Source organism: Stutzerimonas kunmingensis, from assembly GCF_032106285.1.
In the GTDB taxonomy this organism is placed as follows: domain Bacteria; phylum Pseudomonadota; class Gammaproteobacteria; order Pseudomonadales; family Pseudomonadaceae; genus Stutzerimonas; species Stutzerimonas kunmingensis_B.
Genome location: NZ_DAMCPO010000009.1, coordinates 113,322 through 139,250, shown reverse-complemented (window position 1 = coordinate 139,250; position 25,929 = coordinate 113,322). Strand labels below are relative to the sequence as shown.

21 protein-coding genes are annotated in these 25,929 nt (G+C 63.9%); 16 read left to right on the top strand and 5 right to left on the bottom strand.

Annotation, left to right across the window (positions count from 1 at the left end):
* Positions 1–137: 137 nt before the first annotated feature.
* The gene (locus tag RT582_RS09655; protein WP_046618086.1) at positions 138–1,097 is read left to right on the top strand and encodes a LysR family transcriptional regulator; all 960 of its coding nucleotides are present in this window, start codon (positions 138–140) and stop codon (positions 1,095–1,097) included.
* Here the strand turns inward: RT582_RS09655 and RT582_RS09650 are convergent.
* Together RT582_RS09650 and hexR are read right to left on the bottom strand one after the other, a co-directional pair.
* The gene (locus RT582_RS09650; RefSeq protein WP_041754611.1) at positions 1,042–1,254 is read right to left on the bottom strand and encodes a PA3496 family putative envelope integrity protein; all 213 of its coding nucleotides are present in this window, start codon (positions 1,252–1,254) and stop codon (positions 1,042–1,044) included. The two genes, RT582_RS09655 and RT582_RS09650, sit on opposite strands and share 56 nt — an antisense overlap.
* Before the next feature lie 101 nt (positions 1,255–1,355).
* A complete protein-coding gene (gene hexR / locus RT582_RS09645) occupies positions 1,356–2,222 on the bottom strand; it encodes a transcriptional regulator HexR (RefSeq protein WP_014822039.1) in 867 nt (288 codons plus the stop codon).
* Positions 2,223–2,364: 142 nt separating this feature from the next.
* Here hexR and zwf point away from each other — a divergent pair, with 142 nt between their 5' ends.
* The 8 genes from zwf to trhP all read left to right on the top strand — a co-directional run bounded on the left by zwf (position 2,365) and on the right by trhP (position 11,076).
* Positions 2,365–3,807 (top strand): glucose-6-phosphate dehydrogenase, encoded by a 1,443-nt coding sequence (gene zwf / locus RT582_RS09640; protein ID WP_031297446.1) that lies wholly within the window; start codon positions 2,365–2,367, stop codon positions 3,805–3,807.
* 629 nt (positions 3,808–4,436) lie between these two features.
* Positions 4,437–4,952 carry a diaminobutyrate acetyltransferase gene (ectA, locus tag RT582_RS09635; RefSeq protein ID WP_313477266.1) on the top strand — a complete coding sequence of 172 codons (516 nt, stop codon included), beginning with the start codon at positions 4,437–4,439 and terminating at the stop codon, positions 4,950–4,952.
* Entirely contained in the window at positions 4,949–6,226 is a 1,278-nt protein-coding gene (ectB, locus tag RT582_RS09630) for a diaminobutyrate--2-oxoglutarate transaminase (protein WP_313477252.1), read from the top strand. Before ectA ends, ectB begins: the two co-directional genes overlap by 4 nt.
* A 10-nt stretch (positions 6,227–6,236) precedes the next feature.
* Positions 6,237–6,638 (top strand): ectoine synthase, encoded by a 402-nt coding sequence (locus RT582_RS09625; protein WP_090522665.1) that lies wholly within the window; start codon positions 6,237–6,239, stop codon positions 6,636–6,638.
* 68 nt (positions 6,639–6,706) lie between these two features.
* Positions 6,707–7,615, top strand: coding sequence for an ectoine hydroxylase (thpD, locus tag RT582_RS09620; RefSeq protein WP_045666734.1), 909 nt, complete (start codon positions 6,707–6,709; stop codon positions 7,613–7,615).
* Between the two features lie 154 nt (positions 7,616–7,769).
* Positions 7,770–9,200, top strand: coding sequence for an aspartate kinase (locus tag RT582_RS09615; RefSeq protein ID WP_313477251.1), 1,431 nt, complete (start codon positions 7,770–7,772; stop codon positions 9,198–9,200).
* Positions 9,201–9,366: 166 nt separating this feature from the next.
* Complete coding sequence (locus RT582_RS09610; RefSeq protein WP_110778448.1) at positions 9,367–9,585, top strand: YdcH family protein; 219 nt, start codon at positions 9,367–9,369, stop codon at positions 9,583–9,585.
* 120 nt (positions 9,586–9,705) lie between these two features.
* Positions 9,706–11,076, top strand: a complete 1,371-nt coding sequence (gene trhP, locus RT582_RS09605; protein WP_313477250.1) for a prephenate-dependent tRNA uridine(34) hydroxylase TrhP — start codon at positions 9,706–9,708, stop codon at positions 11,074–11,076.
* Here the strand turns inward: trhP and RT582_RS09600 are convergent.
* A complete protein-coding gene (locus tag RT582_RS09600; protein ID WP_313477249.1) occupies positions 11,073–13,925 on the bottom strand; it encodes an EAL domain-containing protein in 2,853 nt (950 codons plus the stop codon). The genes trhP and RT582_RS09600 overlap by 4 nt on opposite strands.
* A gap of 249 nt (positions 13,926–14,174) precedes the next feature.
* On the opposite strand from RT582_RS09600, the gene uvrD reads away from it, so the two are divergent.
* From uvrD to RT582_RS09585, 3 genes are all read left to right on the top strand, one after another.
* Positions 14,175–16,364, top strand: coding sequence for a DNA helicase II (uvrD, locus tag RT582_RS09595; protein ID WP_313477248.1), 2,190 nt, complete (start codon positions 14,175–14,177; stop codon positions 16,362–16,364).
* A 73-nt stretch (positions 16,365–16,437) separates the two neighbouring features.
* Entirely contained in the window at positions 16,438–17,541 is a 1,104-nt protein-coding gene (locus RT582_RS09590; RefSeq protein WP_313477247.1) for a TRAP transporter substrate-binding protein, read from the top strand.
* 174 nt (positions 17,542–17,715) lie between these two features.
* Positions 17,716–18,558, top strand: coding sequence for a Tim44 domain-containing protein (locus tag RT582_RS09585; protein WP_312917551.1), 843 nt, complete (start codon positions 17,716–17,718; stop codon positions 18,556–18,558).
* Between the two features lie 130 nt (positions 18,559–18,688).
* On the opposite strand, the gene RT582_RS09580 is transcribed toward RT582_RS09585, so the two are convergent.
* Both RT582_RS09580 and RT582_RS09575 read right to left on the bottom strand, forming a co-directional pair.
* On the bottom strand, positions 18,689–19,639 hold the full coding sequence (locus tag RT582_RS09580) for an alpha/beta fold hydrolase (protein ID WP_313477246.1): 951 nt from the start codon (positions 19,637–19,639) through the stop codon (positions 18,689–18,691).
* 38 nt (positions 19,640–19,677) lie between these two features.
* Complete coding sequence (locus RT582_RS09575; RefSeq protein ID WP_313477245.1) at positions 19,678–20,106, bottom strand: organic hydroperoxide resistance protein; 429 nt, start codon at positions 20,104–20,106, stop codon at positions 19,678–19,680.
* 119 nt (positions 20,107–20,225) lie between these two features.
* On the opposite strand from RT582_RS09575, the gene RT582_RS09570 reads away from it, so the two are divergent.
* The 4 genes from RT582_RS09570 (at position 20,226) to RT582_RS09555 (ending at position 25,914) form a co-directional block, all read left to right on the top strand.
* The gene (locus RT582_RS09570) at positions 20,226–21,062 is read left to right on the top strand and encodes an AraC family transcriptional regulator (RefSeq protein ID WP_313477244.1); all 837 of its coding nucleotides are present in this window, start codon (positions 20,226–20,228) and stop codon (positions 21,060–21,062) included.
* A 158-nt stretch (positions 21,063–21,220) separates the two neighbouring features.
* Positions 21,221–24,295, top strand: a complete 3,075-nt coding sequence (fdnG, locus tag RT582_RS09565) for a formate dehydrogenase-N subunit alpha (protein WP_313477243.1) — start codon at positions 21,221–21,223, stop codon at positions 24,293–24,295.
* Positions 24,295–25,233, top strand: coding sequence for a formate dehydrogenase subunit beta (fdxH, locus tag RT582_RS09560; protein WP_313477265.1), 939 nt, complete (start codon positions 24,295–24,297; stop codon positions 25,231–25,233). Before fdnG ends, fdxH begins: the two co-directional genes overlap by 1 nt.
* 57 nt (positions 25,234–25,290) lie before the next feature.
* Positions 25,291–25,914 carry a formate dehydrogenase subunit gamma gene (locus RT582_RS09555; RefSeq protein WP_003284087.1) on the top strand — a complete coding sequence of 208 codons (624 nt, stop codon included), beginning with the start codon at positions 25,291–25,293 and terminating at the stop codon, positions 25,912–25,914.
* Positions 25,915–25,929 lie beyond the last annotated feature (15 nt).

The following is a 25,929-nucleotide window of genomic DNA, read 5'->3' as shown; positions in this document are numbered from 1 at the left end:
GAAAATGAATAATTGTTTGCTTGAGAATAAGCAATTACTTATAGATACACCCTGAGCAGCATTAATCTGGCCGAACGGTCAGCGCCGCCGACAACGGTGCAACGGGGCTGCGCTTCAATAATATTGCGGAGAACGTGATGCGAAAATCGCTGATGCGCATGACATTGCGCCAGCTTCAGGTATTTCGCGCCGTGTGCGAAACGCACTCTTACAGCCGTGCCGCCGAGGAAATGGCACTGACCCAGCCCGCCGTCAGTTTGCAGATTCGGCAGCTCGAGGAACTGGTCGGTCAACCGCTTTTCGAGTACCTCGGCAAGAAGCTCTACCTGACCGATGCGGCCGAAGCGCTGCAGCGCGCCAGTACCGACATCTTCGGTCGCCTGGACAGCCTCGACATGCAGCTCTCGGATCTGCAGGGCTCGTTGCAGGGCCAGCTCAACCTGGCGGTTGAATCCAGCGCCAAGTACGTCACGCCGCACCTGTTCGCCGCATTCAAGCGCCTGCACCCTGAGGTGAGCCTGCAACTGGTGGTGGTCAACCATGCCCAGGCGGTCAAGCGCCTGTCGGTGAGCCGTGACGACCTGCTGATCATGTCTCAGGTGCCTACCGACATGGACCTGGAGTTCATGCCCTTCCTGAACAACCCGATCATCGCCGTGGCGCCACCTGACCATCCGCTGTGCAACGCCGCCACACTGTCCCTGCAGGACCTCACGGACTATCCCCTGCTGGTGCGGGAGCCCGGCTCGGGCACCCGACGGGCCGGCGAGGACTACCTGCGCCAGAAGCGCGCGCATTTCGCCCAGACCATTCAGGTCGCCTCGCTGGATGCGCTGCGCGAATGCGTGGTGGCGGGGCTCGGCCTGGCGCTGCTGCCGCGCCATGCGGTGCATCTGGAGCTGGCCAACGGGCTGCTACGCGAGCTGCCGGTCGAGGAATTGCCGCTGTATCGCAGCTGGTGCGTGGTGCATTCGCGCGGCAAGCGCCTGAGTCCGGTGGCCCAGGCGTTCTTCGCCTTCCTCCGTGAAGAGCGCGCGCAGATCAGTGCGCTGGCGGAGCGCTTCGCCGGCTCGCCGACGACGAGCGCAGCGAGCTGATCACCAGCGCATCGGCGTAGTCGTTCAACTCGGCATGCAGCTGACGCTGCTCGGTATAGCTTTCGATGGCGCGGCGGAAACGCATGCGCCGCTCATCCTGCTGTTTGCGACGGGACTTGCTGTCGAGCTGGCTGCTGTCGTCGGTGTGCCGGAGCATGAGGCGATCTCCCAGAACAGGTAAGGAGAGATCAGCATCGACGTCATGGATGACAAACTGAAGTCAGGGCGATTACGCGACCGTGAAGGTGCAGCGGCGCCTCAGTCGTCGTGCGTCTTGACCTTCTGCGGCGACAGACGAAGGCTGCGCAGGCTGCGCTTCACGCTCTTGAGGTGATTGACCAGACTCGGTCCACGCGCCATGGCAACACCCATCGCCAACACGTCGATCACTACCAGGTGAGCGATACGCGAGGTCAGCGGGGTGTAGATCTCGGTGTCTTCCTGTACGTCGATTGCCAGGTTGATGGTGGCCAGCTCGGCCAGCGGCGTCTGGCTCGGGCACAGGGTGATGAGCGTCGCGCCGGATTCACGCACCACGTTGGCGGTGATCAGCAGATCCTTCGAGCGACCGGACTGCGAGATGCAGATCGCCACGTCGGTAGGCTTGAGCGTCACCGCCGACATGGCCTGCATGTGCGGATCGGAATAGGCGGCAGCTGACAGCAGCAGACGGAAGAACTTGTGCTGAGCGTCGGTGGCCACCGCGCCGGATGCGCCGAAACCGTAGAACTCCACGCGCTCGGCCTTGGCCATGGCAGCGATGGCGCGCTGCAGCGCTTCGGGGTCGAGCCGCTCGCGCACTTCCATCAGCGTGTGCAGCGTAGTGTCGAAGATCTTCAAGGCGAAGTCGGCCACCGAATCGTTCTCGCTGATGGCGAACTGACCGAAGCTGGCGCCAGCCGCCAGGCTCTGCGCCAGTTTGAGCTTGAGATCCTGAAAACCCAGGCAACCGATGGCGCGGCAGAAGCGCACGATGGTGGGTTCGCTGACACCGACCACGTGAGCCAGGTCGGCCATGGAACTGTGCATCACCGACGCCGGATCGAGCAGGACATGGTCGGCCACTTTCAGCTCCGACTTCCGTAGCAGGCTTCTGGATTGGGCGATGTGCTGCAGCAGATTCACGTTCCGGACTCGCTATGCTCTCGTCTGATGGCTTTGCTCGGGCGCGATCGGCGCCACTCAGCCGTCAACGGGTTGTAGTGGGGCGGTAGTTATACTACAAGCCTCGCCACGACGCCCATTTTTTGGCCCTGGGAGAGAATCGATGTCGATATCCTGTGACATGCTCGTGTTCGGCGGGACCGGTGACCTGACGCTGCACAAACTGCTTCCGGCGCTCTACCACCTGCACCGTGACGGACGCCTGCACGCCGACGTACGGATACTCGCCCTGGCGCGCAAAAAGCTCGACCGCGACGGCTACCTGGCCCTGGCCGAGCGGCATTGCCGCGCGCAGGTCGCCCGCAGCGACTTCAGCCCTGACACCTGGCAGGCCTTTGCCCAGCGCCTGGACTATTTCGCCATGGACGCCAACCAGCGCGGCGATTACGTGCGCCTTGCCCATCACCTTGGCCAGGCCGACGGCCGTGTGCGGGTGTACTACCTGGCGACCGCGCCGGATCTGTTCGAACCCATCGCCGCCAATCTCGAAAGCGCCGGGCTGGCCGGTGACGATGCGCGCATCGTGCTGGAAAAGCCGATCGGCCATTCGCTGGACTCGGCGCTGGAAATCAACGAATCGATCGGCGCCGTGTTCCCCGAGTCGCGGATCTACCGGATCGATCACTACCTGGGCAAGGAAACGGTGCAGAACCTCATGGCGCTGCGCTTCGCCAACGCGCTGTTCGAGCCGATCTGGCGCTCCGGGCATATCGACCACGTGCAGATCACCGTCGCCGAAACCCTCGGCGTGGAGAACCGCGGCGGCTACTACGACAACGCTGGCGCGATGCGCGACATGCTGCAGAACCACCTCCTGCAGCTGCTCTGCCTGGTGGCAATGGAGGCGCCGGTGCGTTTCGATGCCAAGCACATCCGCGGCGAGAAGGTGAAGGTGCTCGAGGCGCTGAAGCCGATCACGGGCAACGACGTGCTGGACAAGACCGTGCGCGGCCAGTACGGCGCCGGCCGCATCGGTGGCCACGACGTGCAGGCCTACTACTTCGAGCCGAACATCGACAACGACAGCGACACCGAAACCTTCGTCGCGGTGAAGGCCGAAATCGACAACTGGCGCTGGGCTGGCGTGCCCTTCTACCTGCGCACCGGCAAGCGCATGGCGCGCAAGCGCTCGGAGATCATCATCACCTTCAAACAGGTGCCGCACCTGCTGTTCAGCAAGGGTGAAGTGAACCGCCTGGTGATCAGCCTGCAGCCGGAAGAAAGCATCAGTCTGCAGCTGATGGCCAAGGCACCCGGCAAGGGCATGCAGCTGGAACCGGTGGAGCTGGATCTGAACCTGGCGCACGCTTTCAGCAGCACCCGTCGCTGGGAAGCCTACGAGCGGCTGCTGCTGGATGTGATCGAAGGCGACTCCACGCTGTTCATGCGCCGTGACGAGGTCGAGGCGGCCTGGAACTGGGTCGATCCCATCCTGCGCGGCTGGCACAGCTACTACCGCAAGCCGCGCCCCTATCCGGCCGGCGAGGACGGCCCGGAACAGGCCCATCAATTCATCGAACGCCAGGGTCATCGCTGGTGGCAATGAAGTTGTCTGGCACAACTTCCGACAACTTCGCCACAGCCCCCGTATAACGCGAGATAGAGCGGATCGGTAGACTTTCCGAAATCATCGATCGCGACCACCACAACTACGCCGAGCAACTAGCTCGGCCGTGGCCATATCGCGCCGACATACAGACGTCACATCAGCGGAATATCATCGGTAGTTCACGCCGCCATTTAGTGCTATTTCCGCGTCGATTCTCAGCCTGATTCTTCCCTGCACACTTATCCGCAGCACCCCATGCCCAACAGCGCGTGCATGGCGAACGACTCGGGCACCGCTCAACCACCGCAAATCCAGCATTCATGCAGCTTTCAGCTACGTCATGGCCACTCAAGGCGAACTTCTGTGCATCACTGCCATCGAACTTCCTGCGGCACTCCCGAAACTTCCCCGCAACTATCAGCCTTCACCGCCAGCTTGGCGAAATGAAACAGACTGAAACATCCACGGCGCAATCGCCGTAATTACGCGGGATCGAGCGATATATGCAGCGCTCTTAACTTCGCATATTCAGAAGTTCGGGTTGAGAAACTTCTCCGGATATGCCTACCCTAAAAAGGAATTCAATCAACAACCCCAAAGGCATTGTTTTGAGTTTCCCTACCGTAGTGCTCCGTCGCCCAACCGACGGCGACGGTTACAACCTGCATCAGCTGGTGGCGCGCTGCCAGCCCCTCGATACCAATTCGGTCTACTGCAACCTGCTGCAGTGCTCCGATTTCGCCGACACCGCCATCGCCGCAGAGAACGCCCAGGGCGAACTGGTTGGTTTCATCTCGGGTTACCGCCCCCCTGCCCGCCCGGACACCCTGTTCGTCTGGCAGGTCGCCGTCGATAGTTCGATGCGCGGTCAGGGCCTGGCCCTGCGCATGCTGCTGGCGCTGACGGCCCGTGTGGCCCGTGAGCACGACGTGCGCTTCATGGAAACCACCATTTCCCCGGACAACGCGGCGTCGCAGGCACTGTTCAAGCGGACATTCGATCGGCTGGGTGCCGACTGCACCACGCGCACGCTGTTCTCCCGCGCCGCGCACTTTGGCGGTCAGCACGAGGACGAGGTGCTCTACCGCGCCGGCCCGTTCACCGTTTCCCATCTAGAAGAAGAGCTCAAGGAGCACGCATGAAAACTTTTGAACTGAACGAATCCAAGGTTCGTAGCTACTGCCGTTCCTTCCCCGTGGTCTTCAACCAGGCCCAGGGTGCCGAACTGGTCACCAGGGACGGCAAGCGCTACATCGACTTCCTCGCCGGTGCCGGCACGCTCAACTACGGGCACAACCACCCGGTACTCAAGCAGGCGCTGCTCGAGTACATCCAGAACGACGGCATCACCCATGGCCTGGACATGTACACCGCGGCCAAGGAGCGTTTCCTCGAAACCTTCAACCGCCTGATCCTCGAACCGCGCGGCATGGGCGACTACCGCATGCAGTTCACCGGCCCGACCGGCACCAACGCGGTCGAAGCGGCGATGAAGCTGGCGCGCAAGGTCACCGGGCGCAACAACATCATCAGCTTCACCAACGGCTTCCACGGCTGCAGCATCGGCGCGCTGGCCGCGACCGGCAACCAGCATCACCGCGGCGGCTCCGGCATCAGCCTCACCGATGTCAGCCGCATGCCGTACGCCAACTACTTCGGCGACAAGACCAACACCATCGGCATGATGGACAAGCTGCTCTCCGACCCCTCCAGCGGCATCGACAAGCCGGCTGCGGTGATCGTCGAGGTGGTGCAGGGCGAAGGCGGACTGAACACTGCGTCGACCGAGTGGATGCGCAAGCTCGAGAAGCTCTGCCGCAAGCACGAGATGCTGCTGATCGTCGATGACATCCAGGCCGGTTGCGGCCGCACCGGGACCTTCTTCAGCTTCGAGGAAATGGGCATCCATCCGGACATCGTGACCCTGTCCAAGTCGCTGTCCGGCTATGGCCTGCCATTCGCCATGGTGCTGCTGCGCCCCGAGCTGGACCAGTGGAAGCCGGGCGAGCACAACGGCACTTTCCGCGGCAACAACCATGCGTTCGTCACTGCTGCCGCAGCCGTCGAGCACTTCTGGCAGAACGACGAGTTCGCCAACAGCGTGAAGGCCAAGGGCAAGCGCATCGCCGACGGCATGCAGCGCATCGTCCGCCGCCACGGCCCGGATTCGCTGTTCCTCAAGGGCCGCGGGATGATGATCGGCATCAGCTGCCCGGATGGCGATATCGCCTCCGCCGTCTGCCGTCACGCCTTCGAGAACGGCCTGGTGATCGAAACCAGCGGCGCCCACAGCGAAGTGGTCAAGTGTCTCTGCCCGCTGATCATCAGCGACGAGCAGATCGACCGCGCACTCGCCATCCTCGACAAGGCCTTCGCTGCCGTGATGAGCGAGCAGGCCGAAAACCAAGCTTCCTGAGGTATTTGCAATGATCGTCAGAACCCTCGCCGAGTGCGAGCAGACCAACCGCAAGGTACACAGCAAGACCGGCACCTGGGACAGCACCCGTCTGTTGCTCAAAGACGACAATATGGGTTTCTCGTTCCACATAACCACCATCTACGCCGGCACCGAGACGCACATCCACTACCAGAACCACCTGGAGTCGGTGTACTGCATGAGCGGCAACGGCGAGATCGAGACCATCGCCGACGGCAAGATCTACAAGATCGAACCCGGCACGCTGTACATCCTCGACAAGCACGACGAGCACCTGCTGCGGGGCGGTAGCGAGGACATGAAGATGGCCTGCGTCTTCAACCCGCCGCTCAACGGCAAGGAAGTACATGACGAGAGCGGCGTCTATCCGCTGGAGGCCGAAACCGTCTGATACCGGTTTACCGGGGCGGCCATGAAGCCGCCCCACCATCACAAGAAAAGGAGGTAAGCGTGAACCCTATGCAAGCCGACCTGTATCCCTCGCGCCAGGAAGACCAGCCCAGCTGGCAGGAACGCCTGGATCCGGTCGTCTACCGCAGCGACCTGGAGAATGCGCCGATAGCGGCGGAGCTGATCGAGCGTTTCGAGCGCGACGGCTACCTGGTCATCCCCAACCTGTTCAGCGCTGACGAAGTGGCGGTATTCCGCGCCGAACTCGAGCGCATGCGCCAGGACCCGGCCGTCGCCGGCTCCGGCAAGACCATCAAGGAACCCGACAGCGGCGCCGTCCGCTCGGTGTTCGACATTCACAGCGACAACGAACTGTTCGCCCGCGTGGCCGCCGATGAGCGCACCGCCGGCATCGCCCGTTACATTCTCGGCGGTGATCTGTACGTGCATCAGTCGCGGATGAACTTCAAGCCCGGCTTCACCGGCAAGGAGTTCTACTGGCACTCGGACTTCGAGACCTGGCACGTCGAGGACGGCATGCCGCGCATGCGCTGCCTGTCCTGCTCGATCCTGCTGACCGACAACGAGCCGCACAACGGCCCGCTGATGCTCATGCCCGGCTCGCACAAGCACTACGTGCGCTGCGTCGGCGCCACGCCGGAGAACCACTACGAGAAGTCACTGCGCAAGCAGGAGTTCGGTGTGCCCGACCAGAACAGCCTGAGCGAGCTGGCCAGCCGCTTCGGCATCGACTGCGCCACCGGCCCGGCCGGCAGCGTGGTGTTCTTCGATTGCAACACCATGCACGGCTCCAACGGCAACATCACACCCAGCGCGCGGAGCAATCTGTTCTACGTCTACAACCACGTGGATAATGCCGTGCAGCCGCCGTTCTGCGAGCAGAAACCCCGCCCGGCCTTCGTCGCCGAGCGTGAGAACTTCAAGCCGCTGGACATTCAGCCGCAACAGTATCTCTGAGGCGATCGGGCGCGTCTGATGACGGGCCCGATCCCCCGGCTTGGCCGATCGCTTATTGGCCCAGGGATGAACTCACTTCCAGCTCGTTGATCGACAGGTGCGCCAGCCGCGCCGGGCCCGTCAACGGCCTGCCAGATTCGGACGCAATAAAAAGATGCATACCGTAGAAAAGATCGGCGGCACGTCGATGAGCCGCTTCGAGGAAGTCCTCGACAATATCTTCATCGGCCGCCGGGAAGGCGCAGCGCTGTACCAGCGCATCTTCGTCGTCTCGGCTTACAGCGGCATGACCAACCTGCTGCTGGAACACAAGAAAACCGGCGAACCCGGCGTCTATCAGCGCTTCGCCGACGCCCAGAGCGAAGGCGCCTGGCGCGAGGCGCTGGAGCACGTGCGCCAGCGCATGCTGAGCAAGAACGCCGAGCTGTTCAGCTCCGAGTACGAGCTGCACGCCGCCAACCAGTTCATCAACTCGCGCATCGACGATGCCAGCGAGTGCATGCACAGCCTGCAGAAGCTCTGTGCCTACGGGCACTTCCAGCTCTCCGAGCACCTGATGAAGGTGCGCGAGATGCTCGCCTCCCTCGGTGAAGCGCACAGCGCCTTCAACTCGGTGCTGGCGCTCAAGCAGCGCGGCGTCAACGCGCGCCTGGCCGACCTCACCGGCTGGCAGCAGGAAGCGCCGCTGCCGTTCGAGGAGATGATCGCCAGCCACTTCGCCGGCTTCGACCTGAACCGTGAATTGGTGGTCGCCACCGGCTACACGCATTGCGCCGAAGGCCTGATGAACACCTACGACCGCGGCTACAGCGAGATCACCTTCGCCCAGATCGCCGCCGCCACCGGTGCCCACGAGGCGATCATCCACAAGGAATTCCACCTCTCCTCCGCCGACCCGAACCTGGTCGGTGCCGACAAGGTGGTGACCATCGGGCGCACCAACTACGACGTCGCCGACCAGCTGTCGAACCTCGGCATGGAGGCGATCCATCCGCGCGCGGCCAAGACCTTGCGTCGCGCCGGCGTCGAGCTGCGCATCAAGAACGCCTTCGAGCCCGAGCACGGCGGTACGCTGATCAGCCAGGACTACAAGTCCGAGAAGCCCTGCGTGGAAATCATCGCCGGGCGCAAGGACGTCTTCGGCATCGAGGTGTTCGACCAGGACATGCTCGGCGACATCAGCCATGACATGGAGATCAGCAAGCTGCTCAAGCAGCTAAAGCTCTACGTGGTGAACAAGGACTCCGATGCCAACAGCATCACCTACTACGCCTCCGGCTCGCGCAAGCTGATCAACCGCGCGGCCAAGCTGATCGAGGAGAAGTACCCGGCCGCCGAGGTCACGGTGCACAACCTGGCCATCGTCTCGGCGATCGGTTCGGACCTCAAGGTCAAGGGCATCCTGGCGAAGACCGTAGCGGCTCTGGCTGGAGCGGGCATCAGCATCCAGGCGATCCACCAGTCGATCCGCCAGGTGGAGATGCAGTGCGTGGTCAACGAAGAGGACTACGATGCCGCGATCGCTGCGCTGCACCGCGCATTGATCGAGCCGGAAAACCACGGCGACGTGATCGCCGCGGCCTGATCCAGGTGCAGGACCGAAACGCCGGGCTCGTCCCGGCGTTTTGCTGTCTGGACGCATGACACCGATCAATACCGCCGGCACCGCGCAGGATGACTATGGAGACAAGAGGCCGGTCACGGCTTACGCCTGACCGGCTCGCCCGCTCATCCACAACGCAGGAGTTGCCATGTTTCCCGAGTACCGCGACCTGATCACTCGTCTCAAGGCGGAAAACAAGACCTTTGCCCGTCTGTTCGACGAGCACAACGAGCTCGACCAGCACGTAAAGAACATCGAAGCGCACATCGTGCCAGGTACCGACAGCGAGGTGGAGAATCTGAAGAAGCAGAAGCTGCAGCTCAAGGACCGTCTCTACGAGATGCTCAAGGAAGCATCCGCGGCCTGACGGCCCGGCGCCCTGCCCCGCGGGGCGCCGTCACGCTCTGCAACCATCGAAGACGACGCGCAATCGCCGGGCAAGCGCAGTAAAATGCCGCGCTTTCGATACCCCTGCGAGTCCCGCGCCATGAGCACCCCCTACCGCACCGAGCTGCTGTCGCCTGCCGGCACGCTGAAATCCATGCGCTATGCCTTCGCCTACGGCGCCGATGCGGTGTATGCCGGGCAGCCGCGCTACAGCCTGCGCGTGCGCAACAACGAGTTCGACCATGCCAACCTCAAGCTTGGCATCGACGAAGCACATGCACTGGGCAAGCAGTTCTACGTGGTGGTCAACATCGCCCCGCACAACGCCAAGCTGAAGACCTTCATCAAGGATCTGGAGCCGGTGGTGGCGATGGGACCGGATGCGCTGATCATGTCCGACCCCGGGCTGATCATGCTGGTGCGCCAGCACTTCCCGCAGCAGACCATCCACCTCTCGGTGCAGGCCAATGCGGTGAACTGGGCGACGGTGAAGTTCTGGGAGAGCCAGGGCGTCAGCCGCGTGATCCTCTCCCGCGAGCTGTCGCTGGAGGAGATTGGCGAGATCCGCGAACAGGTGCCGGGCATGGAGCTGGAAGTGTTCGTCCACGGCGCGCTGTGCATGGCCTATTCCGGCCGCTGCCTGCTGTCCGGCTATATCAACAAGCGCGACCCCAACCAGGGCAGCTGCACCAACGCCTGCCGCTGGGAGTACAAGACCCATGAGGCGAAGGAGAACGAACTGGGCAACTCGGTTCACCTCTACGAGCCCATTGCCGTACAGCAGGTCGCGGCGCAGGACGACCCGACCCTGGGCGTCGGGGCTCCCACCGACAAGGTATTCCTGCTCGAAGACAGCAGCCGTCCGGGCGAATTCATGTCCGCCTTCGAGGACGAGCACGGCACCTACATCATGAACTCAAAGGACCTGCGCGCCGTGCAGCACGTCGAACGCCTGGTGCAGATGGGCGTGCACTCGCTGAAGATCGAAGGCCGCACCAAGAGCCACTACTACGTGGCGCGCACTGCGCAGGTCTACCGCAAGGCCATCGACGACGCCCTCGCCGGGCGGCCGTTCGACAAGTCTCTGATGGACACCCTCGAATCGCTGGCCCACCGCGGCTACACCGAAGGCTTCCTGCGCCGCCATGTGCACGACGAATACCAGAATTACGAACGCGGCTTCTCGCTCTCCGAGCGTCAGCAGTTCGTCGGCGAGCTGACCGGCGAGCGGCGCAACGGCCTGGCCGAGGTGAAGGTAAAGAACCGCTTCGCGGTCGGTGACCGGCTGGAGCTAATGACGCCGCAGGGCAACCTCAACCTGCGCCTGGAGCAGCTGGAGAACAAGCGCGGCGAAGCCATCGAGGTGGCTCCGGGCGACGGTCACACGGTCTACCTGCCGGTGCCGGAAGACGTCGATCTGCGCTACGCCCTGCTGATGCGCGAACTCGACGGCAGCACCACTCGCGGTTAGCGCAGCAGCTCGGCGAACTGCTCGGCCGGCACCGGCGGGCTGAGCAGGTAGCCCTGAATCTCGTCGCACTGGTTGGCCTTGAGGAAATCCATCTGCGCCTGGGTTTCCACCCCCTCGGCCACCACCTTGCGCTCCAGGCTGTGGACCATGGCGATGATCGCCCGGGTAATCGCCGCATCCTGACTGGAATGCTCCAGCTCACTGATGAACGAGCGGTCGATCTTCACGTAGTCCACCGGGAAGCGCTTGAGGTAACTCAGCGACGAGAAGCCGGTGCCGAAGTCGTCGATCGCCAGCCTGACCCCTAGCGCGCGAAGTTGCTCGCTGATGCTGATGGCATTGTCGATATCGTCCAGCAACTGGCTCTCGGTCAGCTCCAGCTCCAGCATGGTCGCCGGCAGGCCGGTTTCCTCGAGCACCTGGCGCACCAGGCTGACGAAGTTGCCCTGGCGCAGCTGCTTGACCGAGAGGTTCACCGACACGCGAATCTCCGCCAGCCCGTCCTGCAGCCACTGGCGTGCTTGGCGGCAGGCCTCGCGCAGGACGAACTCACCGAGCGGAATGATCAAACCGGTTTCTTCCGCCAGCGGAATGAAGTGCGCCGGCGCGACCAGCCCGCGCTGCGGATGACGCCAGCGCACCAGCGCTTCGGCGGCCTCCAGGGCATCGTCAGCCAAGCTCAGACGTGGTTGATAGAAGACTTCCAGCTGGCCGACTTCCAGCGCCTTGCGCAGCTGATTCTCCAGCTGCAGGTACTGCATGCTCGACGCCTGCGGCCGGTCGGTGAAGAACTGCAGCGTGTTGCCGCCCAGATGCTTGGCCTGCTGCATGGCCATGTTCGCCTGGCGTAGCAGCACTTCCGCGTCACGGCTGTTGTCCGGCATCAGGCTGACGCCGATGGAGGCGCTGATGACCAGCTCCTGCTCATCGATGATCAGCGGCTTGCGGATTCGCTGCAGCAGCCGGCTGCCCAGATGCGCGAGGCTGCTGAGGCTGCCGTAGGCGTCGAACAGCACGACGAACTCGTCGCCGGACAGCCGCGCGATGGTGTCAGCATCTGCCAGGGTCTGGGTGATGCGCCGCGACATCTCGCGCAGCAATGCGTCGGCGGCCTCGTGCCCGAGGCTTTCGTTGAGCAGCTTGAAGCGGTCCAGGTCGATGTAGAGCACCGCCATGTTGCGGCCGTTGCGGCGCACCCGCTGGCAGGCCTCGTGCAGACGCTCCTTGAGCAGGCCACGGTTGGCCAGCCCGGTGAGGTCGTCGTAATGGGTCAGGTAGCGCAGACGCTCTTCGATCTTGCGCCGCACGCTGATGTCGGAGATGAACGCGACCACATGGGTGACGCTGTCGTTGGCATCGCGCACTTCGCGCAGCTGTACCCACTGCGGGTAGACCTCGCCGCTCTTGCGGGTTTCGATCAGCTCGCCCTGCCAGTGACCGTGCAGTTCCAGCGCTTCACGCATGGTCTGGTACTGGCGCTGACTCTCCGGCGAACCGGCGATGCGCGCCACGCTGTGCCCGAGCAATTCCTCGCGGCTGTAGCCGGACAGCGCGCAGCAGGCGTCGTTGACCGCCAGCACGCGGTAGTGATCGTTCATGATCACCATGCCTTCGCTGGCCGCCTCGAACACCGTCGCTGCCAGGCGCTGCTGTTCGGCCTGGCGGCGCAGCTCGCTGATGTCGCGACGGGTGCCGATCATGCGCAGGGCACGGCCAGCGGCGTCGCGCTGGATCACCCGGCCGCGATCCTCGAGCCATATTTCGCTGCCGTCGGCGCGCAACGCACGGTACTCGACGGCAAACTGCTCGGTTTCGCCCTTCAGGTGCGCGATCAGGATGGCGCGCACGCCTTCCAGATCCTTGGGATGGATGTCCGGCAACGGCGAGCCATCCTCGTCGTAGCGGTGCTGCCGGCCGATGCCGAAGACCACTTCCAGACGGGAATGGTGAACATGGTTGTTCTGCAGATCCCAGTCCCACAGCCCGAGGCCACTGGCATCCAGCGCCAGATTCAACCGCGCCTCGCTTTCCCCCAGCTCTTCGGCGAGCTGCGCGAGTTCCGCGGTGCGCTCGGCGACGCGCTGCTCGAGGCCATCGTAGGCACTGCGCAGCTGCTTTTCGGCATGGCGGCGTTGCTCCACCTCCGAGGCCAGACGTCGATTGAGCTGGTCGGCTTCGCGGCCGGCGGTTTCCAGCCGCTCGATCAGCTGCTGCTTGTGCAGCCGCTGTTCGAGCCCGTCGTTCACCAGCCGGCTGATCTGCCAGGCGGTCAGGCTCAAGGTCGCCAGCACGATCATCGCCAGCAGCCCCCAACCCTGCTGCAGCGGATGACCGCTGGTCATCAACAGCAAACCGGTCGGCAGCAGGCTGGGCACGGCGAAACAGAAAAAAGCAGGAAGGCAGACGCCATAGGCGACGCTGGCGGCGACGACGACCGAACCGATCAAACCGTACAGCAGCGCCTGCGTGGCGAAAGCATCGGCGGGTATCAGCGCGACCATTGCATAGCTCAGGCTGACCGCACATATGCTGCTGCCGAGAAAGAACCGCCAGCGCCAGTGCGCATCGGCCTGCCCCTCGGGGCTAGCCTTGCCGAACGCCATGACCTGCTGCAGCCACAGCAGGCCCAGCGCGAGCATCCAGCCGATCCAGCCACCGAGTTCGATGCCGCCGTTGTCCTCCCATAGCACCACGCCGCAGATCAGCGTCGAGAGCAATAGCAACAGCGCCGGGACGCGCGACCCCAGATAGAGCAAACGTGTGCGTTCGGCAATGTGGTCGGAGGGCGCCATCCCATCTGCAACAGCGGTCGCAGCCCCCGGGAAGGCGGTTCGAATGGAATCGGTCATGTCTGTTGTTCTAGTAATAACTGCACCCGAATCAGGCTCTCTCGGAACCAAAACACGGCCGATAATGGCACGTTGCTAGTCTCGCGTCATACATGCTGCATCGGAAATTGGTCTGTGGGCCGTGCTCACCGACCAACGGAGTTCCGGCATAAGCCATAAGGCGAAGCAGACTCCCGCCGCGAGGCATGGCGCTCGGCCAAACGGACCACAGGGCGAGCGCAGCGCAGGCATTTCCAATAGAATGCCGCGATGCATGACGATCTCTCTCTCCTCCTGAATTCCCTCAACGATGCTCAGCGCCAGGCCGTGGCCGCGCCGCTTGGCCGCCAGCTGGTATTGGCTGGCGCCGGCTCGGGCAAGACCCGCGTTCTGGTGCACCGTATCGCGTGGCTGCACCAGGTCGAACGCGCCTCGCTGCACTCGATCCTGTCGGTGACCTTCACCAACAAGGCTGCCGCCGAGATGCGCCAGCGCATCGAGCAGCTGCTGCACGTGAACCCGCAGGGCATGTGGGTGGGCACCTTTCACGGCCTGGCCCACCGCCTGCTGCGCGCGCACTGGCAGGAGGCCAAGCTGGCGCAGAACTTCCAGATCCTCGATTCCGACGACCAGCAGCGGCTGGTCAAGCGGGTGATCCGCGAACTCGGCCTCGACGAGCAACGCTGGCCGGCGCGCCAGGCGCAGTGGTGGATCAACGCGCAGAAGGACGAAGGCTTGCGTCCGCGCAACATCCAGGCAGGCGGTGACCTGTTCCTCGCCACCCAGCTGAAGATCTACGAAGCCTATGAAGAGGCCTGCGCCCGCGCCGGGGTGATCGACTTCTCCGAGCTGCTGCTGCGCGCCCTGGACCTGTGGCGCGACCATCCGGGCCTGCTCGATCACTACCAGCGGCGCTTCCGCCACGTGCTGGTGGACGAGTTCCAGGACACCAACGCCGTGCAGTACGCCTGGCTGCGATTGCTGGCCAAGGGCGGCGAGAGCCTGATGGTGGTCGGCGACGACGACCAGTCGATCTATGGCTGGCGCGGCGCGCGCATCGAGAACCTGCACCAGTTCAGCGCCGACTTCCCGGACGCCGAAACCATCCGCCTGGAACAGAACTACCGCTCCACCGCCTGCATCCTCAAGGCCGCCAACGCGCTGATCGCCAACAACCAGGGTCGTCTCGGCAAGGAGCTCTGGACTTCCGGCTGCGAGGGCGAGCCGATCAGCCTGTACGCCGCGTTCAACGAGCACGACGAAGCGCGTTACGTGGTCGAGAGCATCGAGAAAGCCATCCGCGACGGCATGAGCCGCAGCGAGATCGCCATCCTCTACCGCTCCAACGCCCAGTCGCGGGTACTGGAAGAGGCGCTGCTGCGCGAGAAGATTCCCTACCGCATCTACGGCGGCCAGCGCTTCTTCGAGCGTGCCGAGATCAAGAACGCCATGGCCTACCTGCGCCTGATCCAGACCCGCGACAACGACGCGGCGCTGGAACGGGTGATCAACGTGCCGGCCCGCGGCATCGGCGAGAAGACTGTTGAATGCCTGCGCCAGCTGGCGCGTGAGCAGGGCCTGTCGATGTGGGCCGCGCTGCACCAGGCGGTCGGCACCAAGGCGGTGTCCGGGCGTGCCGCCAGCGCGCTGAACGGCTTCGTCGAGCTGGTCGACACCCTGGCGCTGAAGGTCGAGAAACTGCCGCTGCACAGCATGGCGCAGCTGGTCATCGAGGAATCCGGGCTACTCGCCTACCACCGCGACGAGAAGGGCGAGAAGGCCCAGGCGCGGGTGGAAAACCTTGAGGAACTGGTCTCCGCCGCGCGCGCCTTCGACAACTACAGCGAAGAGGACGACGACGTCCAGTCGCCGCTGGCCGCCTTCCTCGACCACGCCTCGCTGGAGGCCGGCGAGCAGCAGGCCGGCGATCACGAGGACAGCGTGCAGCTGATGACCCTGCACAGCGCCAAGGGTCTGGAGTTCCCGCTGGTGTTCCTGGTCGGCATGGAAGAAGGCCTGTTCCCGCACAAGATGAGCCTGGAGGAATCCGGCCGCCTGGAAGAGGAGCGCCGCCTCGCCTACGTCGGCATCACCCGCGCCATGCAGCAGCTGGTGATCACCTATGCCGAGACCCGCCGGCTGTACGGCAGCGAGACCTACAACAAGGTCTCGCGCTTCGTCCGTGAGATTCCGCCAGCGCTGGTGCAGGAAGTGCGCCTGAACAACACGGTGACGCGCTCGTTCAGCGGCAAGAGCATGAGCGGCTCGTCGCTGTTCGACGGCGCCGGCGTGCCGGAAACACCGTTCAACCTTGGCCAGCGCGTGCGCCATTCGCTGTTCGGCGAAGGCACCATCCTCAACTTCGAAGGCGCCGGCGCTCAGGCACGGGTGCAGGTGAATTTCGAGGACGAGGGCAGCAAATGGCTGATGCTCAGCTACGCGAAACTTGAAGCCCTGTGAGGTTGACGCTAACGTCAACCCGTCATACCAACAAGCCATTCCTATAAGAAGAGTCTTCCAAGGATACCGACCCATGAAACGCCGCCATCTGTTCGGTGCTGCCGCTGCCTTGCTTGCCACCCTCGGCCTCGCCGGCTGCAACGACGACAAGAAAGTCGAAACCACAGGCCAGCAGGCCGCCAGCGAACCCGCCAAGACCTACGCCTGGAAGATGGTCACCGCCTGGCCGAAGAACTACCCGGGCCTGGGCACCGCCGCCGAACGCCTGGCCGATCGCGTCAAGGTGATGAGCGACGGCCGCCTGACCATCAAGGTCTATGCGGCCGGCGAACTGGTCCCGGCGCTGGAAGTGTTCGATGCCGTTTCCCGCAGCACCGCCGAACTGGGCCACGGCGCCGCCTACTACTGGAAAGGCAAGGTGCCCACCGCGCAGTTCTTCACCTCGGTACCGTTCGGCCTGTCGGCCATCGAGATGAACGCCTGGCTGAGCAAGGGCGAAGGCCAGAAGTTCTGGGAAGAGGCCTATGCACCTTTCGGCGTGAAGCCGATGGTGGTCGGCAACACCGGCATGCAGATGGGCGGCTGGTACAACAAGGAAATCAGTTCGCTGGACGACCTGCGCGGGCTGAAGATCCGCATGCCGGGCCTCGGCGGCGAAGTGCTGGCGCGTCTCGGCGCAACCACCGTGAATCTGCCCGGCGGCGAAGTGTTTACGGCGCTGCAGACCGGTGCCATCGACGCCACCGACTGGGTCAGCCCGTACAACGACCTGGCCTTCGGTCTGCACAAGGCCGCCAAGTATTACTACTACCCAGGCTGGCAGGAGCCGCAGGCGGTGCTGGAGTTGCTGGTGAACCAGAAGGCGATGGACACCCTGCCCGAGGACCTGCAGGCGATCCTCACCGAGGCGACCCGCGCGGCCAGCCGCGACATGATGGATGACTACGTCTACAACAACGCCCTGGCGCTGGACCAGCTCAAGCAGCAAGGCGTGGAGCTCAAGCGCTTCCCCGACGAAGTGCTCGGCGCCATGCAGGAGCAGTCGGAGCTGGTGCTCGGCGAGCTGGCCGAACAGAGCGAGCTGAACGGCCGCATCTGGGCCTCGATGAAAGCCTTCCAGGAACAGGTCAAGCCGATGCACGAGATCTCCGAGAAGGAGCTGTACAACTGGCGCTAAACCCGCTGCAGCACAGAACGGAGCCGTCAGGCTCCGTTTTCGCATCTTGCCCAGCGCTGACCTGGCGCGACCAACGGTCGCAAGCAAAAGCCGGTAACATACTGCCCCTGGCCAACCCCTGCCTGCCTCGGCAGGATGGCGCGCGTACTCCACTCTTTTTAGCGGGAACACTCAATGCAACGTGTGCTTAGCATCTTCATGGCGCTGTGTATCAGCCTGACCTTCGCGCTCGACGCCCACGCCAAGCGTTTCGGCGGCGGCAAGAGCTTCGGCTCGGCGCCCAGCCACCAGACCCGCCAGGCGCCCCAGCAGACCCAGGCCGCACCGAATCTGGCTGGCCGTCAGACGCCCGCTGCCGCCAGCGGTGCCTCGCGCTGGCTCGGCCCGCTGGCCGGTCTGGCCGCCGGTGGCCTGCTCGCCTCGATGTTCATGGGCGACGGCTTCGAGGGCATCCAGTTCATGGATATCCTGATCTTCGGCCTGATCGCGTTCCTGCTGTTCCGCTTCCTCGCCGCACGCCGTCGCCAGCAGCAGCCTGCCATGGCCGGCCATGCGCCGATGCAGCGTGACATGCCGCAGCAGCCGTCGACCTCCATCTTCGGTGGCAGCGCCGCCCCGGTCGCCGCCGCTCCGGTGATCAATGCCCCGGCCTGGTTCAACGAGCAGAGCTTCGTCGCCGCAGCCCGCGAGCACTTCCTCTCGCTGCAGCAGCACTGGGACGCCAACGAGATGGACAAGATCTCCGAGTTCGTCACCCCACAGCTGCTGGGCTTCCTCAAGCAGGAGCGCGCCGAGATCGGTGATGCCTATCAGTCGACCTACATCGACGATCTGCAAATCCAGCTCGACGGCGTCGACGACGATGCCGAGAAGACCACCGCGACCCTGACCTTCACCGGCACCGCGAAAACTTCGCGCTTCGACCAGGGCGAGCCGTTCAGCGAAAGCTGGCGCATGGAACGTGCCCAGGGCGAGAACCAGCCTTGGCTCGTGGCTGGTATCCGCCAGAACGCCTGATCGGCGTCGTGTAGAAAATCTGGTCTGCCTTAGCGCAGTCCACAGACAAACCCCGCCATCTGGCGGGGTTTGTCGTTTCTGAGCGGCAAGTGACGCGGTGCTGCGAGCCGCTCGATAGAGCCCCGGCGCATCACTCCTTGAGAAAGGCCAGCAGATCGTTGTTGAAGCGCTCCTTGTGGGTGTCGGTCAGGCCGTGCGGAGCACCGGGATAGACGATCAGCTTCGCACCCTTGACCAATGCAGCGGACGCCTTGCCGGAGCTGTCCAGCGGCACGATCTGGTCATCGTCGCCGTGGATCACCAACGTCGGCACGTCGAACTTCTTCAGGTCACCACGGAAATCGGTGGCCGAGAAGGCGGCGATGGAGTCGTAGGTGTTCTTGTGCCCGGCCTGCAGCCCCTGGGCGCGCCAGTTGTCGATCAGGCCCTGGGAGACCTTCGCCCCCGGACGATTGAAGCCATAGAACGGGCCGGAGGCGAGGTCGAGGTACAGCTGCGCGCGGTCCTCCAGTGATGCCTTGCGGATGCCGTCGAAGACTTCCAGCGGCAGCCCACCCGGGTTATCCGCGGTTTTCAGCATCATCGGCGGCACGGCGCTGACCAGCACGGCCTTCTTCACCCGTTCGGTGCCGTGGCGACCGATGTAGCGCGCCACCTCGCCGCCACCGGTGGAAAAGCCCACCAGGGTCACGTCCTTCAGGTCCAGCGCCTCGATCACCGCGGCCAGGTCGTCGGCATAGTGATCCATGTCGTTGCCTTCCCACGTCTGGCTGGAGCGGCCATGACCGCGGCGGTCATGGGCGACCACTCGGTAGCCCTCGGATGCGAGAAACAGCATCTGTGATTCCCAGCTATCCGAGTTGAGCGGCCAGCCATGGCTGAAGGTGACCACCGGACCGTCCTTCGGGCCCCAGTCCTTGTAGTACAGCTGCACGCCATCGGCCGTGGTGATGGTACTGGCGGTGCGAGCGCTGGCGATACTGGATGTCGGTTGCGTGATCTGCTCCGGCTGCGCGGCGAAAACTGGCTGCATCGCGATGGCCAGCAGCGGGAGGGTGAAGGTGCGGATGATGGCATTCATGGCGTGTGTCTCCTGTTAGTTAGGTACGGTGGGCTGAATCAGTCGGCGAGGATCAGGGTTACGTCGATGTTGCCGCGGGTGGCATTGGAGTACGGGCAGACCACGTGGGCCTGGTTGACCAGCTCCTGCAACACGTCGCGGGCAATGCCGGGCGCGCTGATGGTCAGCTCGGCTTCGATGCCGAAGCCAGTGGGGATCTGGCCGATGCCGACCTTGCCGGTGATGCGGGTGTCGGCCGGCAGGGCGACCTTCTGCTTGCCGGCGACGAATTTCAGCGCGCCGAGAAAGCAGGCCGAGTAGCCGGCAGCGAACAGCTGCTCGGGGTTGGTGCCGGGGCCGCCGGCGCCGCCCAGTTCACGCGGCGTGGACAGCTGCACGTCGAGCGCCTGATCGGAGGAGCTGGCGCGACCTTCACGGCCGCCGGTGGCGGTTGCAGTGGCGGTGTAGAGAATCTTTTCGAGGGTCATGGCTACGGTTCCTGTTCTGCTGGTAGGCCAGGGCGTTGTTGCCCGGTGAGAGCTATTCTGCTCACCAGAAAAAACTATTGGAGACGTATAATCCGGAAAACATGATCAGGAGTACGAAGATGGCCGACCGGCTCGCTGCGCTGATGACCCACTTCCCGATGAGCGCACAGGTGTTCAATACCGGCCCCCTGTGCGGCATCAACACCCTGCAAAGCGATGGCGTGCACGGGCAGCTGCACCTGGTGCGCAGCGGCACGCTGGAGGTGCGCCATGGCAGGGAATCGCTGCAGGTCGAGCGCCCCAGCCTGTTACTGTTTCCGCGACCGCTGACGCACCGTTTCATCATCGCCCCCGGGCAGAACGCCGATATGGTCTGCGCAAACCTGTCGTTCGAAGGCGGCACCAGCAACCCGATCGCCTCGGCGCTGGCCGATGTGGTCTGCCTGCCGCTGGATCAGGTCTGGGGCGCCGAGCCGATCCTCTCGCTGCTGTTCGAGGAGGCCTTCGAGCAACGCTGTGGGCGCGTGGCATTGGTCGAGCGGCTGCTCGAAGTGGTGATGATCCAGGTCCTGCGCCAGCTGATGGAAAGCGACGAGGTGAATGGTGGGCTGCTGTCCGGGCTGGCGCACCCGCGCCTGCGCAATGCTCTGGTGGCGATGCACGAGGCGCCAGCGCAGGACTGGACGCTCGAGGAGCTGGCCAGCGTTGCCGGGATGTCGCGCAGCGTGTTCGCCACGGCCTTCCGCGAGACCGTCGGCACCACGCCGGGCCTGTATCTGCAGGGCTGGCGCGTCCGACTGGCGCAGAAGGCCCTGCGTCGCGGACGGCCGATCAAAATGATCGCGTTCGAAGTGGGCTACGGCAGCGAAGCCGCGTTCTCCCGGGCGTTCAAGGCGCACGCCGGGCATTCGCCTCGGGAGTGGAAAAAGCAGCTGGCCATGGCCGCCGATGCCTGAATGCCTGAATGCCTGCCTCGACCCTGGCGCCTTCATCGGTGCAGCCAGACACAGCGGAACGTGGAATTAGTCCTTCACTTTGCCGATTGTTGACTAAGCTGCTTAGCAGACGCCGGCAAAGCATCGGCGTACCAGCCTGATAAGAAGGAGAACCTCCGATGGATATGAACCGTCGACAGTTCTTCAAGGTCTGCGGTGTGGGCCTTGGGGCGTCGAGCATGGCGGCATTGGGTATGGCCCCACCGACGGCGTATGCCGAGTCGATCCGGCATTTCAAACTGACCAACACGCGCGAAACCCGCAACACCTGCCCCTACTGCTCCGTCGGTTGCGGGCTGATCATCTACAGCCAGGGCAGCGGCGGCAAGAACGTCGCGCAGAACATCATCCACATCGAAGGCGACTCCGATCACCCGGTCAACCGCGGCACTCTCTGCCCGAAGGGCGCGGGCTTGCTCGACTTCGTCCATAGCCCCAACCGCCTGACCCATCCGGAGGTCCGCGAAGCCGGCAGCAACGAGTGGAAGCGCATCGAGTGGAGCGACGCCCTCGACCGCATCGCCCGGCTTATGAAGGACGACCGCGATGCCAATTTCATCGAACGCAACGAACAGGGTCAGACGGTCAACCGCTGGCTAAGCACAGGTTTCCTCGCCGCCTCGGCATCCTCCAACGAGGCTGGCTACATCACCCACAAGGTGGTTCGTTCACTCGGCATTCTGGGATTCGATAACCAGGCACGTGTCTGACACGGCCCGACGGTGGCAAGTCTTGCCCCGACGTTTGGCCGTGGAGCCATGACCAATCACTGGTCCGATATCCAGAACGCTGACCTGATCCTGATCATGGGCGGTAACGCCGCCGAAGCGCACCCGTGCGGCTTCAAATGGGTCACCGAGGCCAAGGCGCGCAACAAGGCGCGGCTGGTGGTCGTCGATCCGCGCTTCACCCGTTCGGCCTCGGTGGCCGACATGTATGCGCCGATCCGCACCGGCACCGACATCGCCTTCCTCGGCGGGCTGATCAACTACCTGCTGGAAAACGACAAGATCCAGCACGAGTACGTGGTCAACTACACTGACGTCTCGTTCATCGTGAAGGAAGGCTTCGGCTTCGAGAATGGTCTGTTCAACGGCTACGACGGCGATCGGCGTACCTATACGGACAAGGCTAGTTGGAGCTACGAGCTGGACGAAGACGGCTTCGCCCGCGTCGACAAGAGCCTGACCCACCCACGCTGCGTGTTCAATCTGCTCAAGCAGCACTACAGCCGTTACACGCCGGAAGTGGTCAGCAACATCTGCGGCACACCGCAGGACAAGATGCTGCAGGTGTGGGAGACCATCGCCGAAACCTCGGCCCCGGGCAAGGTCATGACCATCATGTACGCCCTGGGCTGGACGCAGCATTCGACCGGTTCGCAGATGATCCGCACCGGCGCCATGGTGCAGCTGCTGCTCGGCAACATCGGCATGCCCGGCGGCGGGATGAACGCGCTGCGCGGGCACTCCAACATCCAGGGCCTGACCGATCTTGGCCTGCTCTCCAACCTGCTGCCGGGCTACATGACCCTGCCGCTGGAAGCCGAGCAGGACTACGCGGCCTACATCGCCAAGCGCACCGCCAAGCCGCTGCGCCCGGGGCAGCTGTCCTACTGGCAGCACTACGAGAAATTCCACGTCAGCCTGATGAAGGCCTGGTACGGCAAGAACGCCACGGCGGAGAACAACTGGGGCTACGACTGGCTGCCGAAGCTGGATATCCCCGGCTACGACGTGCTCAAGGTCTTCGACATGATGTACCAGGGGCAGGTCAACGGCTATTTCTGCCAGGGCTTCAACCCCATCGCCTCGTTCCCCAACAAGGCCAAGGTCAGCGCCGCGCTGGCCAAGCTCAAGTACCTGGTGATCATGGACCCGCTGGCCACCGAGACCTCGGAGTTCTGGCGCAACGCCGGCGAGTACAACGACGTCGACACCGCCAGCATCCAGACCACGGTGTTCCGCCTGCCGACCACCTGCTTCGCCGAGGAGGACGGCTCGCTGGTCAACAGCGGCCGCTGGCTGCAATGGCACTGGAAAGCCGCCGAGCCGCCGGGCCAGGCGCAGACCGACGTGGTGATCATGGGCGGGCTGTTCCATCGCCTGCGTGAGCTGTATCGCAAGGAGGGCGGCGCCTATGCCGAGCCGCTGCTCAACATCGACTGGGGCTATCGCCAGCCGGAAGAACCGACTGCCGAGGAAATCGCCCAGGAGTACAACGGAAAGGCCCTGAGCGATGTGTTCGACCTGCAGACCGGAGCGCAGGTGGCCAAGGCCGGCGAGCTGCTGCCAGGCTTCGGTCTGCTGCGTGCCGACGGCACCACCTCCAGCGGCTGCTGGATCTGGTGTGGCTCCTGGACCCAGGCCGGCAACCAGATGGCCCGACGCGACAATGCCGACCCCTACGGCATGGGCCAAACGCTGGGCTGGGCCTGGGCCTGGCCAGCCAACCGGCGCATCCTCTACAACCGCGCTTCGGCCGACCCGGCCGGCGACCCGTGGGACCCGCAGAAGAAACGCCTGGTGTGGTGGGACGGCACCAAGTGGGGCGGCACCGACGTGCCGGACTTCAAGGTCGATTCGCGCCCAGAGGAAGGCATGAACCCGTTCATCATGAACCCCGAAGGGGTGGCGCGGCTGTTCGCCGTGGACAAGATGAACGAGGGGCCATTCCCCGAGCATTACGAGCCGTTCGAGACGCCCATTGGCCGCAATCCCATGCACCCGGATAACGTCCAGGCCATAAGCAATCCGGCCGCGCGGGTGTTCAAGAACGACATGGAGCTGTTCGGCACCGCGGAGGACTTCCCCTATGCGGCCACCACCTACCGGCTGACGGAGCACTTCCACTTCTGGACCAAACATTGCCGGCTCAACGCGATCACCCAGCCCGAGCAGTTCGTCGAGATCGGCGAAGTGCTGGCCAACGAGCTGGGCATCAAGGCCGGCGAGCGGGTCAAGGTGTCGTCCAACCGCGGCTACATCAAGGCGGTGGCGGTGGTGACCAAGCGCATCAAGCCGCTGACGGTGGACGGCCAGACCGTGCATCACATCGGCATCCCGCTGCACTGGGGCTTCGCCGGGGTGGCGCGCAACGGTTACCTGACCAACACGCTGACGCCGTTCGTCGGTGACGCCAACACCCAGACGCCGGAGTTCAAGTCGTTCCTGGTTAACGTGGAGAAGGCATGATGGCTACTCAAGACGTGATTGCCCGCTCCGCCACGACTACCGAGCGGCCGTCGATCCGCGAGATCGGCGATGTGGCGAAACTGATCGACGTCTCCAAGTGCATCGGCTGCAAGGCCTGCCAGGTGGCGTGTTCGGAATGGAACGACCTGCGTGATGAAGTCGGCACCAGCAACGGGACCTACGACAACCCGATCGACCTCACCGCCGAATCCTGGACGGTGATGAAGTTCGCCGAGTACGAGAACCCCGGCAGCGGCAACCTCGAGTGGCTGATCCGCAAGGACGGCTGCATGCACTGCGCCGACCCGGGCTGCCTCAAGGCCTGCCCGGCGCCGGGGGCCATCGTGAAGTACGCCAACGGCATCGTCGACTTCAACCAGGACCACTGCATCGGCTGCGGCTACTGCATCACCGGTTGCCCGTTCGACATCCCGCGTATCTCCGAGAAGGACAAGAAGGCCTACAAGTGCACGCTCTGTTCCGACCGCGTGTCGGTCGGGCTCGAGCCGGCCTGCGTGAAGACCTGCCCCACCGGGGCAATTGTCTTCGGCAGCAAGGACGATATGAAGGATCACGCGGCCGGGCGTATCGCCGATCTGAAGGAACGCGGTTTCGACCAGGCCGGCCTGTACGACCCCGATGGTGTCGGCGGTACGCACGTGATGTACGTGCTGCACCATGCCGATCAGCCCTCGCTGTACAACGACCTACCGAACGAGCCGACCATCAGTCCACTGGTCGGCCTGTGGAAAGGCGTGACCAAGCCCCTCGCCTTGCTGGGCATGGGCGCGGCGGTGCTGGCCGGCTTCTTCCACTACACACGAGTCGGGCCGATCCGCGTCGAGGAAGAGGATGACAAGGCCGAACTCAGCGAGCCCGTGGTGCACCAGGTCGATCCTTCGGTGCATGTGGTCGACCCCAAGGAACCGCGCCCCTGATCCCGGCGGCCCCGCTCGCGGGGCCATCCTCGGAGTCGATCGCTCAAGGAGCCAACGATGAATAACAACGACATCGAACGCTACAACCCCTCGCAGCGGACCAATCACTGGATCGTTGCCATCCTCTTCGTACTCGCCGCGCTGTCCGGCCTGGCGCTGTTCCATCCGGCGCTGTTCGGCCTCTCCGGGCTGTTCGGCGGCGGCACCTGGACGCGCATCCTGCACCCCTTCATCGGGGTCGCGATGTTCGTCTTCTTCCTCTGGCTGGCGATCCGCTTCGCCGGGCATAACCGCATCGAAGCACGCGACCGCCAGTGGCTCAGGCAGATCAACGACGTGGTGCACAACCGCGAGGAAAAACTGCCGGAAGTCGGCCGCTACAACGCCGGGCAAAAGGTGCTGTTCTGGGTGCTGATCGTCAGCATGCTGGTGTTGCTGCTCAGCGGCATCGTCATCTGGCGCGAGTACTTCAGCAGCTTCTTCGGCATCGTCTCGCTGCGCTGGGCGAGCCTGCTGCATGCCATCGCCGCCTTTGTGCTGATCGTCAGCATCATCGTGCACATCTACGCCGCCATCTGGCTCAAGGGCTCGATGGGCGCCATGCTCTACGGCACTGTCAGCCGCGCCTGGGCGCGCAAGCACCATCCGGCCTGGTATCGGGAGATCACCGAGCGCAAATAAGCACACCGCTGTAAG

What these genes read in the sequence shown, in the direction of transcription:
- RT582_RS09655 (WP_046618086.1), top strand. Translation starts at nt 138, where the DNA reads ATGCGAAAATCGCTGATGCGCATGACATTGCGCCAGCTTCAGGTATTT.
- RT582_RS09650 (WP_041754611.1), bottom strand. Translation starts at nt 1,254, where the DNA reads ATGCTCCGGCACACCGACGACAGCAGCCAGCTCGACAGCAAGTCCCGT.
- zwf (WP_031297446.1), top strand. Translation starts at nt 2,365, where the DNA reads ATGTCGATATCCTGTGACATGCTCGTGTTCGGCGGGACCGGTGACCTG.
- ectB (WP_313477252.1), top strand. Translation starts at nt 4,949, where the DNA reads ATGAAAACTTTTGAACTGAACGAATCCAAGGTTCGTAGCTACTGCCGT.
- RT582_RS09625 (WP_090522665.1), top strand. Translation starts at nt 6,237, where the DNA reads ATGATCGTCAGAACCCTCGCCGAGTGCGAGCAGACCAACCGCAAGGTA.
- thpD (WP_045666734.1), top strand. Translation starts at nt 6,707, where the DNA reads ATGCAAGCCGACCTGTATCCCTCGCGCCAGGAAGACCAGCCCAGCTGG.
- RT582_RS09615 (WP_313477251.1), top strand. Translation starts at nt 7,770, where the DNA reads ATGCATACCGTAGAAAAGATCGGCGGCACGTCGATGAGCCGCTTCGAG.
- RT582_RS09610 (WP_110778448.1), top strand. Translation starts at nt 9,367, where the DNA reads ATGTTTCCCGAGTACCGCGACCTGATCACTCGTCTCAAGGCGGAAAAC.
- trhP (WP_313477250.1), top strand. Translation starts at nt 9,706, where the DNA reads ATGAGCACCCCCTACCGCACCGAGCTGCTGTCGCCTGCCGGCACGCTG.
- RT582_RS09600 (WP_313477249.1), bottom strand. Translation starts at nt 13,925, where the DNA reads ATGACCGATTCCATTCGAACCGCCTTCCCGGGGGCTGCGACCGCTGTT.
- uvrD (WP_313477248.1), top strand. Translation starts at nt 14,175, where the DNA reads ATGCATGACGATCTCTCTCTCCTCCTGAATTCCCTCAACGATGCTCAG.
- RT582_RS09590 (WP_313477247.1), top strand. Translation starts at nt 16,438, where the DNA reads ATGAAACGCCGCCATCTGTTCGGTGCTGCCGCTGCCTTGCTTGCCACC.
- RT582_RS09585 (WP_312917551.1), top strand. Translation starts at nt 17,716, where the DNA reads ATGCAACGTGTGCTTAGCATCTTCATGGCGCTGTGTATCAGCCTGACC.
- RT582_RS09580 (WP_313477246.1), bottom strand. Translation starts at nt 19,639, where the DNA reads ATGAATGCCATCATCCGCACCTTCACCCTCCCGCTGCTGGCCATCGCG.
- RT582_RS09575 (WP_313477245.1), bottom strand. Translation starts at nt 20,106, where the DNA reads ATGACCCTCGAAAAGATTCTCTACACCGCCACTGCAACCGCCACCGGC.
- RT582_RS09570 (WP_313477244.1), top strand. Translation starts at nt 20,226, where the DNA reads ATGGCCGACCGGCTCGCTGCGCTGATGACCCACTTCCCGATGAGCGCA.
- fdxH (WP_313477265.1), top strand. Translation starts at nt 24,295, where the DNA reads ATGGCTACTCAAGACGTGATTGCCCGCTCCGCCACGACTACCGAGCGG.
- RT582_RS09555 (WP_003284087.1), top strand. Translation starts at nt 25,291, where the DNA reads ATGAATAACAACGACATCGAACGCTACAACCCCTCGCAGCGGACCAAT.